Consider the following 22,827-nt stretch of genomic DNA (forward strand, 5'->3'; position numbering starts at 1 on the left):
ATCCACCCAGCACCCCTAGCAACACAGTACCCGCCAAAGAACACCCACAGCCCCAGCACCACCCTATCACCCCAAACTTTGACCTCTTCGGCTGAGTATACTATAATTATACTGTTAATCGAGAAAGAGGTGGCCGTGATGTTAGATCGTTTACAATCATTGGAAGAACGTTATAATAAATTGAATGAACTACTTAGTGATCCTGAAGTAATTAGTGATACCAATAAACTACGCGAGTACTCTAAGGAACAATCTGGCTTAGAGGATGTTGTTCAAGCGTACCGTGAATATAAAGAAGTAACCGAACAATTAAATGATGCGAAGGAGATGCTGGAGGACGATCTTGACAGTGAAATGTATGAGATGGTTAAGTCTGAAATCACCGAGCTTTCCGCAACGAAAACAGAGTTAGAAGAAAAAATGAAGATTCTGCTTCTACCAAAAGACCCAAATGATGATAAAGACGTATTTATGGAGATTCGTGGTGCTGCTGGTGGAGACGAAGCTGCATTATTTGCCGGTGACTTGTACCGCATGTACTCTCGTTATGCAGAAAGCCAAGGCTGGAAAACGGAAATAATGGAAGCAAACACAACTGGTGTTGGAGGATATAAAGAGATCATTTTCATGATTAAAGGAAATGGTGCTTATTCCAAACTGAAATACGAAAATGGTGCCCACCGTGTACAACGTGTTCCTGAAACAGAATCGGGTGGCCGTATTCATACGTCCACAGCAACTGTTGCGGTTCTACCGGAAGCAGAGGAAGTAGAAATTGATATTCATGAAAAAGATATTCGTGTAGACACATTTGCATCTAGTGGACCTGGGGGACAAAGTGTTAATACAACCATGTCTGCTGTTCGACTAACGCACGAACCGACTGGAATTGTTGTATCGATTCAGGATGAAAAATCACAGATTAAAAACAAGGAAAAAGCGATGAAAGTGCTTCGTGCACGTATATATGATAAGTTCCAACAAGAAGCACAGGCAGAGTATGACGAAACGCGCAAATCTGCTGTTGGTACAGGGGATCGTTCAGAGCGTATTCGTACCTATAACTTCCCACAAAACCGTGTTACGGATCACCGTATTGGTTTAACTATTCAAAAGCTGGATCAAATTTTGGAAGGTAAATTAGGCGAAATTATTGACGCCTTAGTGATGGAAGAGCAAGCGAAAAAACTAGAGCAAATTGGTGAATAAGATGGATAACGAAATGAAACAATATGAAGTCCTTCAGTGGGCTTCTCTTTTTTTAGAAAAAAATAATCGGGAACCGCGTGTTGCTGAGTTACTATTACAACACCATCTAGGCATGTCTAGGAATGAATTTTACATGCATATGCGAGAAACAGTCCCCGCTCTGATCCGGTCAAAATTTGAAGCAGATATAAAAGAGCATGCGGAAACGGGAGTTCCTCTTCAGCATATTATTGGTTACGAAACCTTCTATGGTCGTGATTTTCACGTGAATGAACATGTACTCGTTCCGCGACCTGAAACAGAGGAGCTTGTCCAACACGTTATTCAAATCGCTAAGTCAAACTCCAAATCCGATCATCCAATTACGATTGTTGATGTTGGAACAGGCAGTGGAATTATTGCGATCACTTTAGCGCTTGAACTGCCTAATGCGACCGTATATGCAACGGATATTTCTGAAGAGGCACTAGCAGTAGCTCAAAGGAATGCAGCACAACTACAAGCAAACGTAACCTTTCTACAAGGTGATTTTTTGCAACCAGTAATCGTTCAAAACATAAAGACTGATATTGTTGTATCCAATCCTCCGTATATTCCAAGATCGGATGAGGAATCCTTATCAGATACAGTTAAACATTTTGATCCGGAATTGGCACTCTTTGCTGATGAGAATGGATTGGCAGCCTACAAAAAAATCATCTCGCAACTACCGAGTGTGATAAATGCAGAAGGGGCAGCAGTTGCATTTGAAATCGGTCATGATCAAGGAGAGATAGTTACATTATTATTAAATAAGCAATTTCCCAAAAGCAAGGTAGACGTACTCCAAGACATAAATGGTAAGGATAGAATGGTTGTAGCGACTGACATGTAAGGGTTGGTTAGCGCTACAGGTTTTTCTATCAAATAAAATAATATAAAAATAATAGATTACTAGTTTAAAATCTTTCACCCCTGTACATACTGTGAGTAAACCAAATGAAAGCGGGGCAATGGAGATGAAGAAACTAGTATTTTTTGTATTCATATTTTTTATTATATTTTTATCGATGCCAGCTAAAGGACAGGGAAATGGGTCAGAAATGGATTATCAAGTTATTCCAGATGATGCCATTCGACTTAGAATATTAGCAAATAGCGATCAAGATGAAGACCAAAAACTGAAGCACCAAGTTCGTGATAATGTAAACGCAGAGATTACGAAATGGGTTGAACATATGACTGATATTAACGAAGCAAGAGAATTAATTGCAAGCAAAGTACCAGAAATTGAAGAGATCGTAGACCAAACATTAGAAGATGCTGGGGAAAAAAGAGATTTTGATGTAGAGTATGGAAAAAACGTCTCCTTCCCAACGAAGCTGTACGGAAATTATTTATATCCAGCAGGCGAATATGAGGCTGTGTTAATCACATTAGGTGAAGGGCAAGGAGCAAACTGGTGGTGTGTTTTGTTTCCGCCGTTATGCTTTTTAGATTTTGGTGACGGAATTAGCGTAGCCGAAGCTAGTGCAGAAGAATTAGATGAGCCTGAGGAAGAAGAGGAAGAAGAACCAGTAAAAGTAAAATTTTTTCTATTTGAATGGCTAGGATGGTCATAGATTCATACTTACGTGCATAAAATGATAGAAACAAACAGGTTAAAACTAAAGTTTCTATTAAAAAAAGTAGAGGTGATATGTATGAACGTCATAGCTGCAAAAGATACATCGATCATGAAGTTAGAGGAGTTTTTAAAAACAACACCACATAATATTCACAAAGATAGCTTACTGGAGCACGGTTATGTGGTGGAAATGAATGAGAATATTAAAGGTTGTTTTGTATTATCACCGGTAAATGATGGTGTTTATTGGTTAAAACAGCTATATGTATCTCAAGAAGAAGCTAAAAATTTACCAGTGTTATTGGAAACAATTATTACAATGGCCAAAGGGTTACAGGCAAAAAAACTGTATGTACATAGTCATCAGCCAGTTGTGGATATTTTGCTAGACGCATTACAATTCCATCCACAGGAAAGGGCCTTATTAGTGGATAATCCTCCAAGGACAAGAGGAAACTGGTGGGCATATGATGTCTCATAATTAAATTTTCTTGTATCTAACTTACGTGTTATTCACATTATCCACATTCGAATGTGAATAACTTGTGTAAAAACTGTGTACGAAATCACATTTCTGTGTATATTAATAAATAATAGAAGATGAAATCGTTTCATTTCACCTTTATCAACAAGAACCTGTGGATAATATCCATAGGTTTTTTTAATTCTGTGGACAAGCTAACATTTTTGCGAAACAGGAATGGATCGCTTAAAATGTAGGGTAGAAAAGAGGTAGGCTTCATGAACGAAACTAAACGTTGGTATATAACAAATGATCAAAGTGTGAATAAAAATATAATTGAAGAGGCAGCAGATGTTTTAAGAACGGGATCTACAGTAGCTTTTCCGACAGAAACAGTGTACGGATTAGGGGCGGATGCGACAAGTGAGAAGGCAGTTGCCAAAATTTTCGAAGCTAAGGGTCGCCCACAGGATAATCCGCTAATTGCACATGTTGCTACAAAAGAACAGCTTCAAAGGTTGGTAAAGGATGTGCCAGAATATGTGGATAAATTAATAGAAGCATTTGCTCCTGGGCCGATTACGTTTGTCCTTCCAAGTAATGGTACGTGTGCAGATAATGTGACAGCAGGTCTATCCACAGTTGGTGTGCGTATACCGGATCACCCGATTGCACAGCAATTATTAAAAGCTTGTGATATTCCGGTGGCTGCTCCAAGTGCAAATTTATCCGGGAAACCAAGCCCAACAACAGCTGAACATGTATGGGAGGATCTTCAGGGGAAAATTGCTGGTCTTGTAGATGGGGGTGCAACTGGCGTTGGTGTGGAATCTACAGTTATTGACTGTACACAGGAAATGCCAATTATATTACGTCCTGGTGGAATTACCAAAGAACAATTAGAGGATGTTGTAGACCGTGTTATGGTGGATCCGGCGCTTGCTAATGACCAGGAAAAACCAAAAGCACCTGGAATGAAATATACGCATTACTCCCCAGAAGTTCCATTATGGGTTGTAAAAGGTTCTGTGGATCATATAAAAAGCATTATTGGAAAAGAAATCAAAGCTGGAAAACGAGTTGGTGTACTTGCTAGTACAAAAATAGCAGATCAACTAGATATAAACCCTACTATTTCGCTTGGTGAAAATTTGCAAGAGGTTGCAGCGAACTTATATGATGGGCTACGGAAATTTAAACAAAGTGATGTGGATTTGATAATTTGCCAGGCCTTCTCTGAAGAGGGAATTGGACAAGCGATAATGAATCGTTTGCGAAAGGCAGCAACCCTGTATATAGATGAATAGTAGCTTCCCTTATCATATTCCCCCTCGGTTGTGCATATAGTTTAGAAGCATGTCCGAGGAGGATGTTGAATGTCAACTAGTACAATAGGCGAACTAATTTCTTTACTATTTATGGCAATTGCATTAGGAATGGATGCATTTTCTGTTAGTCTAGGTGCAGGAATGCAAAAAATAAGGCTAAAGCGCATAGCTATAGTTGGAATCGTGATTGGACTATTCCATATGATCATGCCTTTTTTAGGGATCGTTGTAGGACAAGCAATATCCACTCGAATAGGAGATTTCACAACTCTGGTTGGTGGGCTCGTATTAGTTGGTATTGGTACCCAAATGCTCTTGTCTGCATTTAACCATGAATCAAGGCAGGTTATTCATACCGCGGGATTCGGACTACTTATTTTTGCATTAAGTGTTAGCATTGACAGCTTCTCAGTGGGGTTAAGCTTAGGTATATCAGGAGTGAAGACTGCACTAGCGTTATTGATGTTTGGAGCTGCAAGTATGGTTCTTACCTGGGCGGGTATGCTGCTCGGAAGAAAGGTCCACGGATTACTAGGTGTTTATAGTGAAATACTTGGAGGAAGCATCCTTTTTGGGTTTGGACTTCATATTATTTTTGGATAAGAGAAGGCAGAGTGAATCTGTCTTTTTTTGGAGATAAGATGGTATTCTTGAAATACTGAATAAATCTTGGAAAAGCTGAATTAATTGCTTAAAATGCTGAATAAATTTTGGAAATGCTGAATTAATCGCTTGAAATGCTGAATAATCGAAGATCATGCTGAATCTAGAGAGAATGAATAATCGCAGATCAAAGGAATGTTTTGGCGGCATTCCTTTCCTGCAGGCATCTACTAAAAACATAAAGTGATGCCTGTTTTTTGATTGTAAAAAGCTTGTCGACTTTTCTCTGACAACGTTTCCCTTCTATGTTATATTCTATATAGGAATGAGTATTTCGGAGGTAACCTGCATGAAAATTTTGTTTATCTGTACAGGAAATACATGTCGAAGTCCGATGGCTGAGGCATTGTTAAAACATAAACTACCGAATGCTGAAGTAAAATCAGCAGGAATTTTTGCTGCCGAAAATCAGCAAGCAAATAATAACGCGATGGAAGCACTAAAACAGAAGAATATAAGCTTTGAGCATCGTTCCCAAGCCGTAAGTGATAAATTACTAAACTGGGCGGATATCATTTTAACGATGACAACACAATATAAGCAATCATTAATCATGCAATATCCCAACTACCAGAACAAGTACTATACTCTAAAGGAATTTGTTTCAGAAGCCGATAAAGAAGTATGGGAAGAGCTAAAAAAACGATATGCTGATTTTGAAGAAAAACGTTCAACATTTATTCAAGAAAATCAGCACAAACTCGATAATATCGTGCTCGACCAAAAGCTTCGAGACTATTTACAAGAAGATATGGAAAAAATCCAGCAATTGGAAAGAAGTTTGATCAATTATGATATTTCTGATCCATTTGGCGGTAACTTACAAACCTATCAAAATACGTTGAAGGAGCTTGACCAACATATCGATTTATTAATAAAAAAAATTAAATAACAAATTTTTGGGGGAAGACAGATGGGAAACAAGAGATACCGCTTTAGCTTACGAGTAAAACTGATGCTTTTTACAACAATTTTGGCAATCATAACGTATTCCACAAGTGCATTATTCATGTATGTGCTTTATGACTATGTAAATGATTTTTGGGAAGTGTCATTTGAAGTTTACTCGATTATTACCTTAGTGTTGGGAATCATTTGGTCTGGTTTACTTGCATATTTTGCTGCTAGCTTTATTACGAAACGATTAAATCTGTTAGAAAAAGCAGCTTCACAAGCAGCAAGTGGAAATTTGGATCAACAAATTGAAATTGGAAAGTCTGATGATGAAATACGTGCATTAAGTATTTCCTTTGACACCATGCTTAAAAATTTAAAAGAAATGGTACATAATATTGATGTCCATTTTGAAAACACGAATCAATCTGTGATTCAGATGAAAAATGCTTCTGGTGAAGTTTCAAAGCATTCCGATCAAATAAGTTCATCCATTGAAGATATTTCCAAAGGTGCAGAAACCTCTTCAGAAGCTATTCAAAATACGGTGGAAGCAGTTGAAGAGGCAACAGAACTTGCTATGAAGGTGCAAGAAAAAGCAGGACAATCAACTGAAAAATCGAATACAATGTTAGAGACGCTAAATAATAGTAAAAGCGTTGTAAATCAATTAGTTGTTGGGATTCAAAAATTGGCAAGTGATCAAGAGGTATCTCTTCAGGATGTAGATCATTTAAAAGAAAATGCCTTACAAGTTGAATCTATTATTACAATGGTTGGGGAAATCGCTGAACAAACGAATTTACTTGCATTAAATGCATCTATTGAAGCGGCGAGAGCTGGAGAACATGGAAGGGGTTTTGCTGTTGTAGCTGAGGAAGTTCGCAAATTAGCGGACCAAAGTGCCCAAGCTGTTCAGGGAATTTCAGAATTGATTACAGCAATTCAACATGATATTAATCAAGTAGTAACTAAAATTAATGATAATGTTCAATATGCGAAAAAAGAAGCCAAAAACGGTGAAAAAACGAATCAAGCAATTGAGCAAATGTCTGGCTCTGTTGAAGATGTGGCAAATGAAATTAATATGATTTCCTCATTAGTCGATAAACAATTACAATCGATTCAAGCAACAGCAACACAATCACAGGAAGTTGCGGCCATTGCAGAAGAAACCTCTGCTGGTGCCCAAGAAGTAAACGCATCTATTCATGAACAAGCTACAACGATTGAAATGGTAGAGAAACTAGCGCATGATTTAGAAGAACAAGCAAATAGTTTAAATAAGCAAATTCAAAAATTTAAAGTGCAATAAGGGGTCAGACCCCTAATACACCTAAGAGAAGGAGCGATTGAAAGATGAAAGTAATTATTTCTGGTGATCACGCGGGTATGACAATCCGTAATGAAGTTAAAAGCTTACTTGAGGAAATGGGTATTGAATATGAAGATACTGGTTGCAGCTGTGAAACATCAGTTGACTATCCAGACTATGCATTACCAGCAGCACAACGTGTAGCCGACGGGGAATTTGACCGTGGAATCTTAATTTGTGGTACTGGAATTGGTATGTCTATCGCAGCGAATAAAGTAAAGGGCATTCGCTGTGCACTAACGCATGATGTATATAGTGCTAAACTAACTCGCATGCATAATGATTCGAATATGATTGCAATGGGTGAACGTGTGATTGGCCCAGGTTTAGCACGTGAAATTGCAAAAGTTTGGTTAGAGACAGACTTTGACGGTGGTCGCCATGCGAACCGAATTGGTAAAATTGCAGAATACGAAGGGCAGTAATTCAGGGCAATTTTAGGTAGGTGAAAAATGATGGGAACTCATGATAACATACAAGAAAATTTGGATGCAGTCGTTTCTGAATGGCTGCAAACCTCCTACCTTCATGAAGATGATCTTTTTGTCATCGGTTGTTCTACTAGTGAGGTAGCTGGGAAAAAGATTGGGACTGCAGGTAGTGAGGAAATTGCAGCACATATTTTTAATGCGATGCAAACATTAAATGAAAAAACGGTAGTCCATCTCGCTTTTCAGTGCTGTGAACATCTGAATCGAGCAATCGTCATGGAACGTTCAACCATGAAGCAATACCAGCTTGATGAAGTTTCGGTTATTCCTGTACCGTCAGCTGGTGGTTCTATGGCTTCTTATGCATATAAACATTTTCACGATCCAGTAGTAGTAGAATCAGTTCAAGCACATGCTGGAATTGATATCGGTGAAACAATGATTGGCATGCAATTAAAGCATGTCGCAGTTCCAATCCGTCTCAACCAACGGTATATTGGAAATGCTCGAGTAAATGCAGCTAGAACACGTCCAAAATTGATCGGTGGAAAACGTGCAGTGTATGAACTAACGAAAGATAATAATTCGTGTACATAAAGGGACGAGACTGCTAAACTAGAATCTGTATGAATCTATTCAAAGCGGGATAAAAACGAAGGGGGTTTTACGATGGAACATGTAAAACAAGCAGATGTAGAATTGTATGAAGCGATACAAGCGGAGAAAAAACGTCAACAGGAGAAAATTGAATTAATTGCCTCCGAAAATTTTGTTTCTGAAGCAGTAATGGAAGCAATGGGTTCCGTTTTAACGAATAAATATGCAGAAGGCTACCCGGATAAACGCTATTATGGTGGCTGTGAGCATGTGGATGTGGTAGAAAACTTAGCTCGTGATCGTGCGAAACAATTATTCGGTGCGGATCATGCAAATGTACAACCACACTCTGGTGCACAAGCGAATATGGCTGTATATTTTACGGTTTTAGAGCCAGGTGACACTGTTTTAGGAATGAACTTAAACCACGGAGGACACTTAACACATGGAAGTCCCGTGAACTTCAGTGGTACACTTTATAAATTTGTTGATTACGGTGTTGAACAAGAAACGGAACAACTTGACTACAATGCTGTATTAGAAAAAGCAAAAGAAGTTAAACCAAAATTAATTGTAGCAGGGGCAAGTGCATATTCACGTATCATTGACTTCGAAAAATTCCGTGAAATTGCTGATGAAGTTGGTGCTTATCTAATGGTGGATATGGCACACATCGCAGGACTTGTTGCAGCAGGTCTACATCCAAATCCAGTACCATACGCAGATTTTGTAACAACAACAACACATAAAACATTGCGCGGACCACGTGGTGGGATGATTTTATGTAAAGAAGAATACGCAAAGAAAATTGATAAATCTGTATTTCCGGGCATGCAGGGTGGACCATTAATGCACATCATTGCTGCAAAGGCAACAGCATTTAAAGAAGCATTAACGGATGATTTTAAAGTATATTGCCAACAAATCATTAATAATGCCAAAGTTCTTGGAGAAGCTTTAGTTGCGGAAGGAATCCGTGTTGTTTCTGGTGGAACAGATAATCACTTATTATTATTGGATGTTACGCCACTAGGATTAACAGGGAAAGTCGCAGAAAAAGTACTAGATGATATCGGAATCACAACAAACAAAAATACAATTCCATTTGATACAGAAAGTCCATTTATAACTAGCGGTGTCCGTATTGGAACAGCAGCTGTTACAACACGTGGCTTCAAAGAGGAAGAAATGAAAGAAATTGCTGCCATCATCTCTCTAACATTGAAAAATCATGAAGATGAATCCGTCTTAAAAGAAGCAGCAGAACGTGTTCTTGAATTAACTAGTAAAGCACCATTATATGTTTGAGATGTGTTTGAGTGAGGAGGATGCCCTGATTAGGGCGTCCTTTTGATTTTGGGACAATGGAAGTAGGAGAGCAACTATTGGACACAAAAGCGAGAACATCGGACACAAGCGCGAGAACATCGGACACAAAAGCACAAACATCGGACACAAGCGCGCGAACATCGGACACAAGCGCGCAACCATCGGACACAAAAGCGCGACCATCGGACAGAAGCGAGCAAACATCGGACAGAGGAGCGTGAACATCGGACACAAGAGCGAGAACATCGGACACAAGCGCGTGAACATCGGACACTGGAGCGGAAACATCGGACACAAGAGCGAGAACATCGGACACAAAAGCGCAACCATCGGACACAGAAGTGAGAACATCGGACACAAGCGCGCAACCATCGGACAGAAACGCGAGAACATCGGACACTGGAGCGGAAACATCGGACACAAGAGCGAGAACATCGGACAGTAGCGCTTGAACATCGGACACAAGCGCGCAACCATCGGACACAAGCGAGCAACCATCGGACACAAAAGCGCGACCATCGGACAGAAGAGCGCGACCATCGGACACAAAAGCGCAACCATCGGACACAAGCGCGCAACCATCGGACACAAAAGCGCGAACATCGGACACAAAGCGCAACCATCGGACACAAGCGCGCCAACATCGGACACAAACGCGCAACCATAGAACACAAACGCGCAACCATCAGACACAAAAGCACAAACATCGGACACAAGCGCGCAACCATCGGACACAGATCCACACCTCCCCCAAAAACCACAATTCCAAAACAAAAACCACCACATACTTGAAAGCAGCTCAATTTTTAAGTACAATTTGATAGATATAAATAAATTTAAGGAGTGGTGAGCAATGGGAAATGTACACGTACTAGATCATCCGTTAATTCAGCATAAACTAACGCACATTCGAGATAAGAATACCGGCACGAAAGAGTTTCGTGAGCTTGTAGACGAAGTTGCGATGTTAATGGCCTTTGAAATTACTAGAAATCTTCCGTTACAAGAAACAACAATTGATACGCCGGTAATGGAAGCGAAAGCTAAAATACTTGCTGGTAAAAAGATCGGTTTAATTCCAATTCTTCGTGCAGGGTTAGGGATGGTTGATGGTGTATTAAAACTTATTCCTGCTGCAAAAGTGGGGCATGTTGGTTTATACCGTGATCCAGAGACGTTAAAACCAGTTGAATATTACATAAAATTACCTTCTGATATCGAAGAGCGTGAATTGATTGTAATCGATCCAATGCTTGCTACAGGAGGATCTGCCAATGATGCCATTGCTTCCTTGAAAAAGCGCGGTGCAAAAAATATTCGTCTTATGTGTTTAATTGCTGCTCCTGAGGGTGTAGAGGTAATTAAAGAAGCACATCCAGATGTAGACATTTACTTAGCGGCAATGGATGAGAAATTAGATGACCATGCATATATTGTTCCTGGACTGGGAGATGCGGGCGACCGTTTATTTGGAACGAAATAAAATAAGTTGGAGTGTCTATTATGGCGAAGCGTATTAAAGTAATGACGATTTTTGGGACAAGACCAGAAGCAATTAAAATGGCTCCACTTGTCCTAGAATTACAAAAGCGTTCGGATGAATTTGAATCTATAGTTACGGTTACCGCACAGCATCGTGAAATGCTTGATCAAGTGCTTGAGATTTTTAATATCCATGCAGATTATGACTTAAACATCATGAAGCAGAAGCAAACACTTGCTCAAATAACAACACGCGCATTAGAAGGTCTGGATGACGTAATGAAAAAAACGAAGCCAGATATTGTTCTTGTTCATGGTGATACGAGTACCACCTTTGCAGCTTCCCTTGCAGCACTTTATAATCAGATTGCTGTTGGGCATGTGGAAGCAGGACTTCGGACATGGAATAAGCAGTCACCATATCCAGAGGAAATGAATCGCCAACTTACAGGTGTTTTAGCAGACTTACATTTTTCGCCAACAGAAAAGTCAAAACAAAATCTCCTAGCTGAAAATAAACCTGAAGAAAGTATTTACGTAACTGGAAATACTGCCATTGATGCGCTGAAAACTACTGTAGATGATTCGTACACTCATCCGATTTTAGACCAACTAGAGGGCAAACGTCTTGTCCTCATGACGGCACACCGCAGAGAGAATTTGGGGGGGAATATGCAACAAATGTTTCGCGCGATTAAACGTTTAGTAGAGTCGCATGATGATATTCAAGTTGTATATCCGGTTCATTTAAACCCACTTGTTCAACAAACGGCAAACGAAATTTTAGGAAACGATGAACGAATACAATTAATTGAACCCCTTGGGGTTGTTGATTTTCATAACTTTGCTAGTCGAGCACATCTGATCCTTACTGATTCTGGTGGAGTTCAGGAAGAAGCTCCATCACTAGGTGTACCAGTCCTTGTTTTACGAGATACAACGGAACGGCCTGAAGGAATTGATGCGGGTACATTAAAATTAGCAGGTACGGATGAAGATACGATATTTAATCTAGCAAATGAATTATTATCCGATGAAGGGGCACATCGAAAAGTGGCCAAAGCTTCTAATCCTTATGGAGATGGAGAAGCGTCACGAAGAATCGCTGAGGCTATCCTTGAATATTTTAACTAATGAAAGGGGGAATCCTAATTTACTGGATTCCCTTTTCCTATGCATGTTTCCTCCTAAATTACACAATCTATTGGAAAAGGAGGTTTCCCTACATGCGCTACTTGATCATAACCATCCTATCTATAGGAACCATCACGCTATTAAACCTCACAACCAATTCATTATATGCAGAAGAAAAGAATGATAAAGAATCCATCATCATTGAAGTTGAGGGTGACCCCCACAAGCATAAGGAATATTTGGAAACCTACCATCCTTTTGTTGAAGTTATTGCAGTTTATGACAAGTTATTGAAAGGCTTAGCATTACAAGCCCCTCCAGAAAGACTAACAAAGATGGACACATTAGATTTTGTAAAAGCGATCCATCCTGTTCGTGAATATTCCATTGATGTTACAGAAAAAGATTTTAAAAAAGCAGCCGAACAACCAAATATTGTACTCCCATCTACAGTTAATAATACAACCTACACGGGAAAAGGAGTAAGAGTAGGGGTAATTGATACGGGGATTGATTACAATCATCCAGATTTACAGATCAACTATATGGGAGGGTATGACCTTGTAGATTTAGATGAGGATCCGATGGAAACACTCGCATCAGAGGGGATGCCAACCATTCATGGCACACATGTTGCCGGCATTGTTGCTGGAAATGGAATGTTTCAAGGGGTGGCACCAGAAGCGGAAATTTATTCATATCGTGCTCTCGGTCCAGGAGGTGTAGGCACTTCTATTCAAATTATTGCTGCAATGGAACAAGCGATAGAAGATGGAATTGAAGTAATTAACTTGTCATTAGGGAATACGGTTAATGTACCTGACTATCCAACAAGTATTGCTGTGAACCGTGCAACGGAACATGGCATTGCTGTTGTGATTGCTAATGGTAACAATGGTCCAGATAGGTGGACTGTTGGTGCCCCAGCAACAGCTTCAAATGCATTATCCGTAGGGGCAACCGCACCGCCACAGGAGCTTCCTTTTTTATATGATGCACTTGCAGATAAATCGATCCAAATGATGCCAATGATGGGATCTGTACCATGGAGTTTAGAAAAGGATTATAGGGTAGTAGATGTTGAACAATCTTCTACTTCTGTACGTGGAAAAATTGCTCTAGTTAAAAGAGGGGAGGTTCCATTTTATGATTTGGCAAAGAATGCTGAACAACAGGGAGCGGTCGCTGTATTAATTTATAATAACGAGGAAGGACAATTCCAGGGATCGATTGCAGGTGGGGAGGATCCAATTCGTATACCAGTTGCATCTGTTTCTGATCAGGATGGAAAGTGGTTAAAAAACTATGCAGAGCAAAGCTTTTCCTATATTGAAACCGAGTATGAAAAAATAGAAGATGGAATTGCGCCCTTTAGTTCAAGAGGACCTGTTACCGTAAACTGGGATATCAAACCAGATGTTCTTGCTCCAGGTACAAATATAATCAGTACCGTTCCTGGAGGCTATCAAGCACTGCAAGGAACGAGTATGGCAGCGCCACATGTAACAGGCGCCATTGCCTTATTGAAGGAAGCACATCCAAATTGGTCAAATGAGCAAATTTTTGGCGCGTTACGAACAACTGCTTTACGGATGGAGGATGAAGAGGGCATAGTGTTTGACCCTATTATCCAAGGTGCTGGGAGTATTGATCCGAAAAAAGCGATTGCAACATCAACCATTATCCATGATTCTGCCTTACCCTTTGGAAAAGTTGGTGGTTTTGTTCATTCAAAAACAATTGAAGTAACTATTGAAAATACGACAGATCAGCCACAGACGTATTCCTTTGATATTCCGAATAAACAAAAGGGGGTAAGCTGGAAATTACCACAATCATTTACAGTAGAAGGTAATGATAAGAAGACGATCCCAATTGAATTAAGAATGACCTCTTCTCAATTAGAGGAAGGAGTTCATCAAGGGTGGTTGTCCCTGAACGAGCAAGATCATACCTATTATCTACCATATCTATTTATTAATGAAACAGCTGATTACCCAAAAGCGGCAGGCTTTGATTTTCATGTAAAACCTTTTTCCGATGAAGAATACTTCTATCAAATATATTTAACAGAGGATACAGAAAGTGTGCAAGTTGATCTATATCAACCAGATACACTGCTATATGATAGAACATTACTTCAGTTAAAAGATGTAGAAGTAGGAATGAATGAAGGTTACCTGAAGAAATCGGAATTAGGAGATCCTGGTAGTTATAAAGCATTGATTACCATACAGCTAGACAGCGGAGAATATGAAAGTTATGAAGTAGAATTGTATATCGATCCATAATTAGGTTGGTATACAATTTACTTTACTTTATAAGTTCACAAAAATTTCATAAATAGCACTCTCGATTTTACGATATAATGTGATTGAATAACCATTTTTAGACTATCATTACCATGCAAAAAAAGTATGTACATGCTAGTAAAAATTGGGATTCAAAATATATGTAAAATAACTCACATACCAATTGACAATGGGTTAGTGCTATTGTACACTTGCTTAGTGTGGAATGAAAATGGTTTCATTTACGTTTTTAAAATAATTATTATACCTCATTCATTCTACAAAAGATGTGATTTCCATCACTCATTATTCTATTTTACATAGAACGTAAACTAGTTGTGAGGAAATCATTTAAAAGTCTGCATATTAGCCAAACCACCCTATCAGAAAAGTATGATAGGTAGAGGGATTTTACAGGAGAAGATTATTCATGTCAGATTATGAAATTATGACTAATAGACAACGTAAGTGGATGTTTTATCTTCTCGCAATTTTGGTAATTGGGGCGGGCTTTACCCCGTATGTCCGTATTTTCCTCGGTCTTCTGCTAGGAAGCATCGTCAGTTTTTATAATCTATATCTCTTACAAAAAAAGACGAGTGATTTTGCAGATGCCGTTGTAAAAGAACAATCCCCAAGAGGGTTAGGCACAATATCTAGACTTGCCGCAACCGCACTAGCAGTCATTATTGCGCTTCGTTATGAAGAATACTTCGATATGATTGCTCTGGTAATTGGATTAATGACTTCCTATCTAGTCATTATGATAGATTTTATTTTTTTCCAAAATAAAGATAGTGCTTGAAAGAGGGGTGAATAAGGTGGATCATGAGGCACCGATAGTACACGATGTCTTTGGTATAAGTTGGCTTGATTTTAACTTGTCAAATGTATTGATGATTATCGTTACTTCATTAATTGTCTTCATTCTTTCTGTGTTAGGGGCAAGAAAGTTACAGATGAAACCAACAGGTGCGCAGAATGTGATGGAATGGGTCCTTGATTTTGTTAAAGGAATCATTAATGACACAATGGACTGGAAAACAGGGAAGATTTTCTTACCTTTAGCACTAACATTATTTTCTTACATTTTAATTGGAAATATGTTAGGGGTTATCACTAATGGAGTAGTAGGACATGAAGTATGGTGGAAATCACCAACAGCAGATCCAGGTATTACGCTTACTCTAGCAGCGATGGTAATTGTGCTATCACATTTCTATGGAATTAAGTTGCGTGGTGGAAAAGAATATCTTAAAGATTATTTCCGACCAATGTGGCCACTATTTCCTATCAAAATTGTCGAAGAATTTTCGAATACATTGACACTTGGTTTACGTCTATTCGGTAACTTATATGCCGGAGAAGTATTATTAGCATTATTAGTAAGTTTAACAACATCTGGAGTATTGGGCTTCCTTGGAGGAGCTATTCCATTCTTAGCATGGCAAGGATTCAGTATATTTATTGGAGGAATCCAAGCATTTATCTTCACAATGCTAGCGATGGTTTACATTTCGCACAAAGTAAGTGAAGAACATTAAGGGATTAATTAACCTGTTTTAACTTAAAACGGGAAATTATTAAAAATTTATATAATTATTTTGAGGAGGATTTATATTATGGGAGCTTTAGCAGCAGCAATAGCAGTAGGTTTAGCAGCACTTGGTGCAGGTGTAGGTAACGGTTTAATCGTAAGTCGTACAGTTGAGGGGATTGCTCGTCAACCAGAATTAAAAGGTCAACTACAAACAACAATGTTCATTGGTGTAGGTTTAGTTGAGGCAATGCCGATTATCGCAGTAGTTATCGCATTAATGGTAATGGGTGGCTAATCAAATAATAAATGTTAAAATGGCGAAGATTATCTTCCATAGAACCTTCGCCGTTGTTTATACTTGAGTGTAAAATAATGATAGATTAATGTTCACGATTTAGGGTGAAAGGAGTGAATTACGTGCAAGCATTCACCGGATTTTCATATATTCATGCAGTTGGTGGTTTCCAAGTAGGAGACATGTTAACGCAATTATTCTTCTTCATCGTACTACTATTTTTAGTGGGTAAATTTGCATGGGGTCCAGTAATGAACATGATGCAAAAACGTGAAGAATATGTAGCTAATGAAATTGAATCAGCTGAAAAAAGTCGTGCTGAAGCTGAAAAAGCAGCGAAAGAGGCGACAGAGCAATTAAAGCAAACAAAACAAGAAGCACAAAAAATTATTGAAGATGCAAAAAATGCTGGTGTGAAACAAGAGCGAGATATTATTGAATCTGCACGCCTTGAGGCAACTCGTATTAAAGAGGCAGCTCAAGAAGAGATTCAAAATGAAAAAGAAAAAGCACTTCAAGCACTTCAAGATCAAGTTGCATCATTATCCGTTCTTATTGCAAGTAAAGTAATAGAAAAAGAACTTAATGAACAAGATCAAGAGAAATTGATCAACGACTACATTAAAGAGGTAGGAGAAGAGCGATGAGTGAAGCAGTAGTTGCCAAACGTTATGCAGATGCTCTTTTTCAGTTAGGACAAGAAAAGGCTACACTAGACCAACTTGTAGAAGAGTTTCGTGTAGTGAAAAATGTTTTTCAAAATGATAATCAACTTAACATTTTCCTAGCACATCCTCGAGTGAATAATGGAAAGAAGAAACAATTTTTAGATGAAGCATTTCAAGGAGTTTCTAAAGACGTATTAAACACGTTAAAGATCCTTGTTGATCGTGGACGTACTGAAATGGTTTTATCCATTATTAATCATTTTACTCAAAAGGTAAATGACGCAAAAGGAATTGCTGAAGGAAAAGTTTATTCTGTTCGCAAACTTTCTGACACGGAGAAGACGGAGCTTGAAAACACATTTGCTAAACGTTTCAACAAGCAAAAAATCCAGCTTGAAAATGTGGTAGATCCTTCGTTAATCGGTGGCGTGAAAATTCGTATGGGTAATACAATCATTGATGGTTCAATCAGTGGTAAACTACGTAGTTTTAAACGCAATCTTAAACTTGGCAGCTAAGAAGGCAGAATCTTTCTTACCTGCATAGTACAACTTGGATTATTGCGAGTAGCGGTAAACTAAGTTTTCTAACGAACAAGATGATAGGGGTGAAATGGTATGAGCATCAAAGCTGAAGAAATCAGTAAGTTGATTAAACAGCAAATCGAGACTTTTGACTCGGAATTAGAAGTTAGTGATGTCGGAACGGTTATTGAAATCGGTGACGGTATCGCACGTGCTCACGGTCTTGACAATGTCATGTCCGGTGAGTTGGTTGAATTTTCAAATGGTGTTATGGGTATGGCGCAAAACCTTGAGGAGTCTAACGTAGGTATCGTTATCCTAGGACCATATACAGATATTAAAGAAGGCGACGAAGTTCGTCGTACAGGACGTATCATGCAAGTACCTGTTGGTGAGGAATTATTAGGACGTGTCGTTAACCCATTAGGACAGCCAATCGATGGTAAGGGTCCAGTGGAAACTTCAAAATCACGCCCGATCGAATCTCCAGCACCAGGGGTTATGGCACGTAAATCCGTTCATGAGCCATTACAAACTGGTATTAAAGCGATTGACGCACTTGTGCCAATTGGCCGTGGTCAGCGTGAGCTTATTATCGGTGACCGTCAAACTGGTAAAACAACAGTAGCTGTTGATACAATCTTAAATCAAAAGGACCAAGACATGATCTGTATCTATGTTGCAATTGGTCAAAAAGAATCAACTGTACGTGGAACAGTTGAAACATTCCGCCGTTATGGTGCATTAGATTACACAATCGTTGTATCTGCTGGTGCATCTGATCCTGCTCCATTACAATATTTAGCACCTTACTCTGGTGTATCAATGGGTGAGGAATTCATGTATAACGGTAAGCACGTGCTTGTTGTTTATGATGATTTATCAAAACAAGCAGCAGCATATCGTGAACTTTCATTACTATTACGCCGTCCTCCAGGTCGTGAAGCATTCCCAGGGGATGTATTCTACTTACATTCACGTCTCCTAGAGCGTGCAGCAAAATTAAATGATGATTTAGGTGGCGGTTCATTAACTGCACTACCATTCGTTGAAACACAAGCAGGAGACATTTCTGCATATATCCCAACAAACGTTATCTCAATCACCGATGGACAGATCTTCCTACAATCAGATCTATTCTTCTCAGGTGTACGTCCAGCGATTAACGCAGGACTTTCCGTATCACGTGTTGGTGGTTCCGCACAAATTAAAGCAATGAAAAAAGTTGCTGGTACACTTCGTCTTGACCTTGCGTCATTCCGTGAGCTAGAAGCATTTGCTCAGTTCGGATCAGACCTTGATAAAGCAACTCAAGCTAAGTTAAACCGTGGTGAGCGTACTGTTGAGGTACTAAAACAAGGACTTCACAAACCACTTGTAGTTGAAAAACAAGTTATGATCATCTACGCATTAACAAAAGGTTTCTTAGATGATATTCCAGTAGAAGATGTGGTACGTTTTGAAGATGAATTCCATACTTGGTTAGATTCTAACCGTGCAGAGCTACTAGCATCTATCCGTGAAACTGGAAACTTACCAGATGACGCTGATATGAAAGATGCAGTAGAGTCATTTAAGAAAACATTTTTACCAACTGAAAAATAGAAAAGCGAAAGTGGGCTTGATAGGCGGAGAAAAGCATAAGCAGGGGGCCGAAGAACGCATGGTTTATTGCGTTCGGAGTGTCAAATGCTTATGACTCGAGCCGTTAGCCCACGTAGCTAGACACGTAGAACTAGCCTAATACTTTATATATAGTTTTCAACCTTTCAATGAAAGTGTGGTGAAAAAGCTTGGCATCACTAAGAGATATTAAAGGTCGGATCGACTCGACCGCCAAAATGAAAAAGATCACAAAAGCGATGGAAATGGTATCAGCATCGAAAATGAATAAGGCAGAACAAAATGCCAAATCATTTGTTCCTTATAGTGAAAAAATCCAAGAGGTTGTTGCTAGTATTGCAAGCAACACAGATGCAGATCATCCAATGCTCTCTAAACGTGAAGTGAAAAAGACAGGATATCTTGTCATTACATCTGATCGTGGTTTAGCAGGTGCATACAACAGTAGTATTTTAAGAAGCCTGTATCAAACCGTAAACGAGCGCCATCAATCTTCAGACGAATATACAGTTATTGCAATTGGGCGTATGGGTTATGATTTTTGTAGAAAACGTAACATGCCAGTTGCAAAAAGTATATTAGGGTTGGCTGACCAACCGAACTTTGCTGATATTAAAGAATTAGCATCGGAAACGGTTCAAATGTTCAGTGATGAAGAAATTGATGAACTATACATTTTCTATAATCACTACGTAAGTGCCATCTCTCAAAAAGTTACGAAGAAAAAATTATTACCGATTACAGATATGGCAAATAGCGCAACTGGTAGCCAGTATGAATATGAGCCAAATCAAGAACAAATTTTACAAGTGCTTTTACCTCAGTATGCAGAAAGCTTGATTTACGGTGCACTACTTGACGGAAAAGCTAGTGAACACGCAGCACGTATGACTGCAATGCGCAGTGCAACAGATAATGCGAATGACCTTATTGATGGCTTAACATTATCATATAACCGTGCACGCCAAGCAGCGATTACGCAAGAAATTACCGAGATTATTGGTGGAGTAGCTGCGTTAGAATAGAATTTTTTTGGCAGATAGGAAAACACTCCTATCCTGCTTTAAGCAGAATATGGCTTTCGCCGTGAAGGCTTGGTGATTATCCAAGTGTTCAAAAGAGTTAGTTAGGAGGGAAATCGATGAGCAAAGGACATGTTACACAAGTTATGGGACCTGTTGTTGACGTAAAATTCGAAGACGGCCAGCTTCCAGATATTTATAATGCATTAACTGTCCAATTGGAATCATCTGAAGGTGAAGGAGTAAGTGGTGAGCTTACGTTAGAGGTTGCTCTTCACCTTGGAGACAATTCAGTACGTACCATTGCAATGTCTTCAACAGATGGTGTAAAACGTGGTATGGAAGTAGAAAACTTAGGTAGACCGATTTCTGTACCAGTTGGAGAGGTAACACTAGGTCGTGTATTTAACGTAATGGGAGATAAAATCGATCTTGATGATCCACTACCATCAGATACACGTTTAGATCCGATTCACCGTGATTCACCTAAGTTCGAGGACTTATCAACTGAAACAGAAATTTTAGAAACTGGTATTAAAGTAGTTGACCTTTTAGCACCATACATTAAAGGTGGTAAAATCGGTTTATTCGGTGGTGCTGGTGTAGGTAAAACCGTATTAATCCAGGAGTTAATCAACAACATCGCACAAGAGCACGGTGGTATTTCCGTATTCGCTGGTGTTGGTGAGCGTACACGTGAAGGTAATGACCTTTACTACGAAATGAAAGACTCTGGAGTTATAACTAAAACAGCAATGGTATTCGGTCAGATGAACGAACCACCAGGTGCACGTATGCGTGTTGCCTTAACTGGTCTAACAATGGCAGAATACTTCCGTGATGAGCAAGGACAAGACGTATTGTTCTTCATCGATAACATCTTCCGTTTCACACAAGCAGGTTCAGAGGTATCCGCACTACTTGGTCGTATGCCATCTGCCGTTGGTTACCAACCAACACTTGCAACAGAAATGGGACAATTGCAGGAACGTATTACATCAACTGCTAAAGGTTCAGTAACATCAATCCAGGCTATTTATGTACCTGCCGATGACTATACGGACCCAGCACCTGCAACAACATTTGCTCACTTAGATGCAACAACAAACTTAGACCGTGGTCTTTCAGAGCAAGGTATTTACCCTGCCGTGGATCCACTAGCATCTACATCACGTGCACTTGACCCTGAAATCGTTGGTAGTGAGCATTATGAAGTAGCTCGTGAAGTACAGGCGACACTTCAAAAATATAAAGAATTACAAGATATCATTGCAATCCTTGGTATGGATGAGCTTTCAGATGAGGATAAATTGACTGTATCACGTGCACGTCGCGTTCAATTCTTCCTATCTCAAAACTTCCACGTTGCTGAACAGTTTACAGGTCAACCAGGTTCTTATGTACCTGTAAGTGAGACAATTAAAGGATTCAGAGAAATCTTAGATGGTAAATATGATGATTTACCAGAGGATGCATTCCGTCTAGTTGGACGTATTGAAGAAGTAATTGAAAAAGCAAAAAGTATGGAATAATAAGTAGACATAAGGTAGTTTTGATTTTATGGTCATGTTGATGAACGTGTACTATAACACGTTCACGAACTACCTGTCTAAGGAGGGGTTACATTGAAAACACTAACTGTGAGTGTTGTTACTCCTGATGGTCCTGTATTGGAAGATAGTTTTGAAATGGTTAGTTGTAAAGCAGAAAATGGGGAACTCGGTATCTTACCAGGACATATTCCATTAGTTGCTCCTCTTGCAATCAACGTTGTCCGTCTAAAAAATGGATCCGACGTGCAAAAGCTAGCAATCAGCGGTGGATTTTTAGAGGTAAGACCTGATAAAGTAACCATTCTTGCCCAATCTGCTGAAAAACCTTCAGATATCGATGTAGAGCGTGCGAGAAAAGCGAAAGAACGCGCTGAACGTCGCTTGCAGTCTAAACAAGATGATGTCGACTTCCTAAGGGCTGAATTAGCACTCAAGCGAGCAGCAAACCGAATCGATGCTGCTCAACGATAAAGAATAAAAAAGTCTCCCATGATGATATTGTGGGAGATTTTTTTATTTAGGAGCTGGTTTGGGGTTGGAGTATTGTCGCATGTTACGTGGTGTGGGGGCGTGTACGGTGAGCGGTGGATTCAGCACTTGAGTAGGATAATTCAGCATAAATAGTGATAATTCGATATATGGAAAAGATAATTCAGTATTATAGACAATAATTCAGCACATCACCAATATAATTCAGTATTTCCTCCAGAAGAGTAATACAGCATCAGACAATACTTTTACAATCTATGTCGATATTTCCCGGGAAATGGGAAAATATTTGTCAAAATAAAACCATGTCG

The 22,827-nt window shown here is 39.3% G+C and carries 24 protein-coding genes; 23 read left to right on the forward strand and 1 reads right to left on the reverse strand.

Features of this window, described 5'->3' with window-relative positions:
* Positions 1-138 precede the first annotated feature (138 nt).
* From prfA to GMD78_RS14955, 11 genes are all read left to right on the forward strand, one after another.
* Positions 139-1,209, forward strand: a complete 1,071-nt coding sequence (prfA, locus tag GMD78_RS14905; protein WP_155669681.1) for a peptide chain release factor 1 — start codon at positions 139-141, stop codon at positions 1,207-1,209.
* 13 nt (positions 1,210-1,222) lie between these two features.
* Complete coding sequence (prmC, locus tag GMD78_RS14910; protein WP_246187670.1) at positions 1,223-2,083, forward strand: peptide chain release factor N(5)-glutamine methyltransferase; 861 nt, start codon at positions 1,223-1,225, stop codon at positions 2,081-2,083.
* A gap of 124 nt (positions 2,084-2,207) precedes the next feature.
* Positions 2,208-2,810: a stage II sporulation protein R gene (gene spoIIR, locus GMD78_RS14915; RefSeq protein ID WP_155669803.1), complete on the forward strand. Its 603-nt coding sequence runs from the start codon at positions 2,208-2,210 to the stop codon at positions 2,808-2,810.
* An 81-nt stretch (positions 2,811-2,891) separates the two neighbouring features.
* Positions 2,892-3,296, forward strand: a complete 405-nt coding sequence (locus GMD78_RS14920; RefSeq protein WP_155669685.1) for a GNAT family N-acetyltransferase — start codon at positions 2,892-2,894, stop codon at positions 3,294-3,296.
* A 260-nt stretch (positions 3,297-3,556) separates the two neighbouring features.
* Positions 3,557-4,585: an L-threonylcarbamoyladenylate synthase gene (locus GMD78_RS14925; RefSeq protein WP_155669687.1), complete on the forward strand. Its 1,029-nt coding sequence runs from the start codon at positions 3,557-3,559 to the stop codon at positions 4,583-4,585.
* Positions 4,586-4,654: 69 nt separating this feature from the next.
* Positions 4,655-5,209, forward strand: coding sequence for a manganese efflux pump MntP (locus GMD78_RS14930; RefSeq protein ID WP_155669689.1), 555 nt, complete (start codon positions 4,655-4,657; stop codon positions 5,207-5,209).
* 349 nt (positions 5,210-5,558) lie between these two features.
* A complete protein-coding gene (locus tag GMD78_RS14935) occupies positions 5,559-6,161 on the forward strand; it encodes a low molecular weight protein arginine phosphatase (protein WP_155669691.1) in 603 nt (200 codons plus the stop codon).
* Between the two features lie 21 nt (positions 6,162-6,182).
* Positions 6,183-7,478 (forward strand): methyl-accepting chemotaxis protein, encoded by a 1,296-nt coding sequence (locus tag GMD78_RS14940; protein ID WP_155669693.1) that lies wholly within the window; start codon positions 6,183-6,185, stop codon positions 7,476-7,478.
* Positions 7,479-7,522: 44 nt separating this feature from the next.
* The gene (rpiB, locus tag GMD78_RS14945; RefSeq protein WP_155669695.1) at positions 7,523-7,963 is read left to right on the forward strand and encodes a ribose 5-phosphate isomerase B; all 441 of its coding nucleotides are present in this window, start codon (positions 7,523-7,525) and stop codon (positions 7,961-7,963) included.
* Between the two features lie 30 nt (positions 7,964-7,993).
* Positions 7,994-8,566 carry a TIGR01440 family protein gene (locus tag GMD78_RS14950; RefSeq protein WP_155669697.1) on the forward strand — a complete coding sequence of 191 codons (573 nt, stop codon included), beginning with the start codon at positions 7,994-7,996 and terminating at the stop codon, positions 8,564-8,566.
* Between the two features lie 72 nt (positions 8,567-8,638).
* Positions 8,639-9,874, forward strand: a complete 1,236-nt coding sequence (locus tag GMD78_RS14955; RefSeq protein WP_155669699.1) for a serine hydroxymethyltransferase — start codon at positions 8,639-8,641, stop codon at positions 9,872-9,874.
* Here GMD78_RS14955 and GMD78_RS21420 read toward each other — a convergent pair.
* Positions 9,849-10,505 (reverse strand): hypothetical protein, encoded by a 657-nt coding sequence (locus tag GMD78_RS21420; protein ID WP_196493838.1) that lies wholly within the window; start codon positions 10,503-10,505, stop codon positions 9,849-9,851. The genes GMD78_RS14955 and GMD78_RS21420 overlap by 26 nt on opposite strands.
* 243 nt (positions 10,506-10,748) lie before the next feature.
* Here GMD78_RS21420 and upp point away from each other — a divergent pair, with 243 nt between their 5' ends.
* The 12 genes from upp to GMD78_RS15030 all read left to right on the forward strand — a co-directional run bounded on the left by upp (position 10,749) and on the right by GMD78_RS15030 (position 22,498).
* Positions 10,749-11,378, forward strand: coding sequence for a uracil phosphoribosyltransferase (upp, locus tag GMD78_RS14975; RefSeq protein WP_155669707.1), 630 nt, complete (start codon positions 10,749-10,751; stop codon positions 11,376-11,378).
* Between the two features lie 20 nt (positions 11,379-11,398).
* Positions 11,399-12,511 carry a non-hydrolyzing UDP-N-acetylglucosamine 2-epimerase gene (gene wecB, locus GMD78_RS14980; protein ID WP_155669709.1) on the forward strand — a complete coding sequence of 371 codons (1,113 nt, stop codon included), beginning with the start codon at positions 11,399-11,401 and terminating at the stop codon, positions 12,509-12,511.
* A gap of 92 nt (positions 12,512-12,603) precedes the next feature.
* On the forward strand, positions 12,604-14,802 hold the full coding sequence (locus GMD78_RS14985) for a S8 family serine peptidase (protein WP_155669712.1): 2,199 nt from the start codon (positions 12,604-12,606) through the stop codon (positions 14,800-14,802).
* Between the two features lie 430 nt (positions 14,803-15,232).
* Entirely contained in the window at positions 15,233-15,607 is a 375-nt protein-coding gene (locus GMD78_RS14990; protein ID WP_155669714.1) for an ATP synthase subunit I, read from the forward strand.
* Between the two features lie 16 nt (positions 15,608-15,623).
* Complete coding sequence (gene atpB, locus GMD78_RS14995) at positions 15,624-16,346, forward strand: F0F1 ATP synthase subunit A (RefSeq protein ID WP_343042353.1); 723 nt, start codon at positions 15,624-15,626, stop codon at positions 16,344-16,346.
* Between the two features lie 78 nt (positions 16,347-16,424).
* Entirely contained in the window at positions 16,425-16,637 is a 213-nt protein-coding gene (atpE, locus tag GMD78_RS15000; RefSeq protein ID WP_155669716.1) for a F0F1 ATP synthase subunit C, read from the forward strand.
* A 122-nt stretch (positions 16,638-16,759) separates the two neighbouring features.
* Positions 16,760-17,284: a F0F1 ATP synthase subunit B gene (gene atpF, locus GMD78_RS15005; RefSeq protein ID WP_343042354.1), complete on the forward strand. Its 525-nt coding sequence runs from the start codon at positions 16,760-16,762 to the stop codon at positions 17,282-17,284.
* Positions 17,281-17,823 (forward strand): F0F1 ATP synthase subunit delta, encoded by a 543-nt coding sequence (locus GMD78_RS15010; protein ID WP_155669717.1) that lies wholly within the window; start codon positions 17,281-17,283, stop codon positions 17,821-17,823. The genes atpF and GMD78_RS15010 overlap by 4 nt, the downstream gene beginning before the upstream one ends.
* 99 nt (positions 17,824-17,922) lie before the next feature.
* Positions 17,923-19,434, forward strand: a complete 1,512-nt coding sequence (gene atpA, locus GMD78_RS15015) for a F0F1 ATP synthase subunit alpha (RefSeq protein WP_155669718.1) — start codon at positions 17,923-17,925, stop codon at positions 19,432-19,434.
* A 188-nt stretch (positions 19,435-19,622) separates the two neighbouring features.
* Positions 19,623-20,477, forward strand: a complete 855-nt coding sequence (gene atpG / locus GMD78_RS15020; protein ID WP_155669719.1) for an ATP synthase F1 subunit gamma — start codon at positions 19,623-19,625, stop codon at positions 20,475-20,477.
* 116 nt (positions 20,478-20,593) lie between these two features.
* Positions 20,594-22,006, forward strand: a complete 1,413-nt coding sequence (gene atpD / locus GMD78_RS15025; protein WP_155669720.1) for a F0F1 ATP synthase subunit beta — start codon at positions 20,594-20,596, stop codon at positions 22,004-22,006.
* Positions 22,007-22,099: 93 nt separating this feature from the next.
* On the forward strand, positions 22,100-22,498 hold the full coding sequence (locus GMD78_RS15030) for a F0F1 ATP synthase subunit epsilon (protein ID WP_155669721.1): 399 nt from the start codon (positions 22,100-22,102) through the stop codon (positions 22,496-22,498).
* Positions 22,499-22,827 lie beyond the last annotated feature (329 nt).

Origin of the sequence: Ornithinibacillus caprae (genome assembly GCF_009728145.1) — a bacterium.
Taxonomy (GTDB): Bacteria; Bacillota; Bacilli; order Bacillales; family Amphibacillaceae; genus Ornithinibacillus; species Ornithinibacillus caprae.